We start from the raw sequence: 4,978 nt of genomic DNA on the forward strand, positions 1-4,978 counted from the left end.
GCACTCTGCCGGCCCTGACATATGGGTCGTGGGGCTGGTAGGCACGCGGTCGGAGCGCTTCCGCAGGGCCATTCTGACCTCCCGGGACCTGGAGAGCCTGACGGTCCTGGGTGCGGGGCGCACCTACGACGGCGATGCACGCCTCTTGCGGCTCGGGCTCCAAGCCTACTCCCTGGGCATCGCGTATGAATTCGACCCGTACTTCGGCCTCTCGATTTCCCGGGTGGATCCTCTCCCTCACCAGTTGGAGGCTGTGTACGACTACCTGCTCAAGCTGGCCCGGGTTCGGTTTCTGCTCGCCGACGACGCCGGGGCCGGAAAAACCATCATGGCAGGCTTGCTCATTCGCGAACTGGAGCTCCGCGGCCTTGCCGAGCGGATTCTGATCGTTTGCCCGGCCAACCTGTCCTTCCAGTGGCAGCGCGAGCTAAAAGAGAAATTCGACGAGAAGTTCCTCGTCCTCAAAGGGCAGGATATCCGGGAGCAGTTCGGTGTTAACCAGTGGTTGGAGCAGAACCGCGTTATCACGTCGCTAGACCTGGCCAAGCGCGAGGACATCCTGCCCGGGCTGCGGCAGGTACACTGGGACCTGGTGATCGTAGACGAGGCTCACCGCATGTCGGCGGCGGACGAAAGCCATAAGAGCCAGCGGTACAAGCTGGGTGAACTCCTGCGGGACACTTCGGACCATCTGCTCTTGCTCACTGCAACTCCCCATAAGGGTGACCCGGTGAACTTCAGTCTTTTCCTGCAACTGCTCGATGCCGATGCGTACGCCGACGTGAAGTCGATTCGCCAGGCCATGGACCGCGGGCGGGCACCCTTCTACCTGCGCCGGACAAAGGAGGCCATGGTGTACTTCCCCGAGCGCCGGCCTGACGGGACGTGGGTGGCCCAAAAGATCTTCACCAGGCGAATTCCCCACACCGTCGAGTTCCACATTGAGGGTGCGGAGTTCGAGCTGTACCGGGACGTCACCCGCTTCGTGAAACAACAGAGCGCGAGGGCGGCAGCGCAGGGGGACGACCCACGTGCTCGTGCAGTCGGGTTCTTGATGTCCCTCTATCAGCGCCGACTGGCCTCCAGCGCGTATGCCGTGCGGCATTCCCTGGAGAACCGCGTCAGACGCCTGGAAGAAGGGCTCAAACGGGCGCAGGAACTCGTGCGTCTGGCGCCTCCTGAGCTGCCTGATCCGGAAGAGCTCGAGGAGATGGAAGAGGGCGAGCGCGAACGTCTGGAGAAGACGCTGGAGGCCATCACGCTGGCGCAGAATGCCCAGCAGATACAGGAGGAGATTGAAGAACTGCGGCGCCTGGCCACCCAAGCCAGGGGCGTGGAGGAGTCGGGTGCGGAGGCCAAGCTTTCCAAGCTCAAACAACTCCTTCAGGACGAAGGCTTCTTCGATCGCCCGGACAAGCGGCTGCTCATATTCACCGAGTTCAAGGATACTCTGGATTACCTGGTTCAGAACCTGTCCGCCTGGGGATTTCGCGTCGGCTGCATCCACGGCAGCATGAAGCCTGGCTCCCGGGACGAGCCCGGCACACGCCTCCACGCCGAGCAACAGTTCCGCGAAGGGGCCATCCAAATCCTTGTTGCCACGGAGGCGGCGGGAGAGGGCATTAACCTGCAGGTGTGCAACATCCTCTTCAACTACGATATCCCGTGGAACCCGAATCGGCTCGAGCAGCGCATGGGGCGTATCCACCGGTACGGGCAGCGGAAGGACTGCCTGATTTTCAACTTCGTCGCCACCAACACCGTGGAAGGACGCGTGCTCCAGCGGTTGCTGGATAAACTCCAGGAAATCCGTAACGCTCTGGACGACGATGCCGTCTTCAACGTGGTCGGCGAAATCCTCCCGGCCGCCCACATAGAACGGGTTCTGCGTGACTACTACGCTGGACGCCTTGGTGACGCCGACCTGGAAGACCGGCTGCTCAGGAACGTAGACGAGAAGCAGTTCCGCGCCATCTGCCAAAACGCCCTGGAAGGCCTGGCCACGAAGAGGCTAAACCTCCAGATGCTCATTGAGCGGCGGGCGCGCGCACAGGAAAGGCGCATCGTCCCGGAGACTGTCGCCCGCTTCATCCGAGAAGCGGCCGAGTACATACCGCTCAACGTGAAGACCTTCCCTCGCCTTCCCCACACCTTCGAACCGGGTAAGACACCCACCGTGCTGCGGCAGTATGAAAGAGACTCCGATTGGCGGCTCCCCCCGCTGGCCGAGAAATATGCGCGGTGTTCGACTGATCGGGACACAGCTGAGGTGAATAACCTGGAGTGGGTCACTCCTGGGCATCCCCTGTTCGAAGCGATCCGGCGGCACATCTACAGGGAGGCGCTGGACGCATTCAATAAAGGGGCAACCTTTTACTCGCTCCAACACGACCAGCCCGCGCGCATCGACTTCTACCGGGCACGCGTGGTGGATGGCCTGGGCAACGTGGTCCACGAGCGGCTATTTGCTGTCGAGATCTCTGAAGGCCGGGAGCCTCGCCTGCGGGAGCCTAACCTCCTTGGAAACTTGTTGCCGGCCTCCGAAAAGGGGACGCAGGACGCAACTGGAGACCCCACCGCCTCGGCCGCGCTCCCCGCAGAGGACGCGAGCGAAGCACTGGAAGGTCGCGCTACCCTTCCGCGGGTGGCCAGCCTCCCGGAAGCCACGGCCTGGCTCAACGAGCACGCTCTGACACCGTTCCTGGAAGAAACCCGCAAAGAGCGTCTGGCGGAGGTGGACCGCATCGCGGCTCACGTGGAACTTTCCCTTACCGAGCTCCTGCACCGCGCCGATGAAGAAATCGGCCGAGCAGCAGTCGAGGTAGAAATGAAGGTCCCCGGGGCAGAGGGTCGCCTCGCTAGAGCCGAAGCGCGGCATGCAGAGCTCCTTGCCCGCCGGGAGCGCCGTCGGAAAGAGCTCGAGCAGCAGCGTTCGCTGTCGCTCCAGGCGGTGGAACGTCTGGCGACTGTCCTCGTGCTACCTCATCCGGCGCGCAAGGCGCCCGACGTTCAGCGGTTGCAGCCTGACCCCGAGACCGAAGCTATCGCCATGCGGGTGGTGATGGAGTACGAAAAGGCCCACGGTCGTCAAGCTTACGACGTGCACGAAGAAAACCTGGGGTACGACATCACCAGTCTCGACCTCAATTCCGGGGAGCTCCGGCTGATCGAGGTCAAAGGCCTCAGCGGTGCCGCCGGCATGGTGTTGCTCACCCCCAACGAGCGTCGCGTGGCCGAAGATCGCCGTGATTGTTACTGGCTCTATATTGTTACCAACTGCAAGACCACCCCGCGCCTGCAGGAGCCGATCAAGGACCCGGCCCGCTTCCCCTGGCACGAAGTAACCAAGGTGCAACATTACTGGTTGGAGGTCAACGCCCTTACCCAGCCCATGCGCGTTAGACAGCCCGGACCCACATATGACGTTGGCCCGCCGGGGGGCGGTTACTCATGAGACGTCTCGACGGCAACGGACACGGACTGATTACGGAGACGTCGGCGGGCGTTGCCGATCCCGTGGGGGTGAACTGAAGAATGATACCCAAGGGATGCAAGCGACTGGCCGAGGTAGACTTCCCCATTGCCGTGGTGTCCAGGCATGCGGTTCGGGAGAAGTCCATACGCCACGGGCACCCGTCTACGTTGCACCTGTGGTGGGCGCGACGGCCACTGGCTGCCTGCAGGGCAATGCTCCTGGCTCTACTCTGGCCCGACCCGTGCGATCCCCTGTGCCCCGAGGAATTTAAACATAGAGCACGCGACCTCCTTCCTCCCATCCAGGGGCAGATTGGTCCCACCGATCAAGATCTTCGCAAGGCACTTCTAAGGTTCATCGGAGACTTCGCTAACTGGGACCTGTCGGCCAACGCCAACTACTTGGAAGCCAGCCGCGAGCTTGTGAAGGCGGCATACGATGGGGAACCGCCGTTCGTCGTCGATCCGTTTGCGGGGGGTGGATCCATCCCGCTAGAGGCGTTGCGGGTCGGCTGCGACGCCTTCGCCAGTGACCTCAACCCAGTCGCCTGCCTGGTCTTGAAGGTCTTACTGGAGGACATCCCGCGGTATGCCCCAGAACTTCTGGAAGAAGTGCGCCGCATGGGTGCTGAGATTAAGCGGGAAGCGGAGAAAAAGCTGGCCAAGTTCTATCCACACGACCCGGATGGTGCCATGCCCATCGCTTACCTTTGGGCGCGCACCGTTCGCTGTGAATCACCAAGCTGCGGTGCAGAAATCCCCCTCGTCCGCTCATTTTGGCTGTGCAAGAACACAAACCGAAGGCGGGCGCTCCGCTACAAGGTGGCGTATAGCTCCAGGCAGAAGGGAGACAACGCGGAACCACCGCAGCTGGAGTTCGACATCTTCGAGCCGGAGAGCGAAGCAGAGGTCCCCCACGGCACGATCAGGCGCGCACGGGCGACTTGTCCGGCGTGTGGAGCAGTACTCCCGCCGCAGCGGGTGCAGGCACAGCTCGCTGCGCAGCGTGGCGGTGCGGACGTCACGTTCGACGAACAGGGCAATCGCATCGGTGGAGCACGGCTACTGGCAGTGGTATCCATTCGGCCCGACGAGCCAGGCCGCCATTATCGTTTGCCCACCGACCACGACTACAAGGCGGTCTGGAGAGCACAGAAACAACTGAGAGCAATCCTCGATGAATGGGAGCACGGGGGTAAGAAGGACGTCTGCCCAGTCCCAGATGAGCCCACACCGACAAGAGATGCCCATCGTGCAGTTGGAAGCCAAATACCCCTTTATGGGATGGTAACGTTTGGCGATCTCTTCACAGCACGGCAGAAAGCCACACTCATTGAAGTCTCAAGTCAGGTGCGGTCGAGGAATCAAGACCGTGCTTCGGACACAATAGCGTGTATTCTATCGAAACTGGCTGACAAACAGAGTGCGCTGTGCGGGTGGAAAAGTACTGCAGAGTATATGGGAACCCACACGTTCTCACTGAAAGCACTGCCCATGGTTTGGG

General features: G+C 61.8%; 2 protein-coding genes. Both read left to right on the plus strand.

The genetic code is table 11. From position 1 onward, the window contains the following. Positions 1-3,454, plus strand: a 3,454-nt coding sequence (locus tag AB1609_15395; protein ID MEW6047839.1) for a helicase-related protein, incomplete at its 5' end; no start/stop codon positions are given. 80 nt (positions 3,455-3,534) lie between these two features. Continuing rightward, a partial coding sequence (locus AB1609_15400) for a DUF1156 domain-containing protein (protein MEW6047840.1) occupies positions 3,535-4,978 on the plus strand: 1,444 nt, incomplete at its 3' end.

The sequence above is a fragment of the Bacillota bacterium genome (assembly GCA_040754675.1).
Lineage (GTDB): Bacteria > Bacillota > Limnochordia > Limnochordales > Geochordaceae > Geochorda.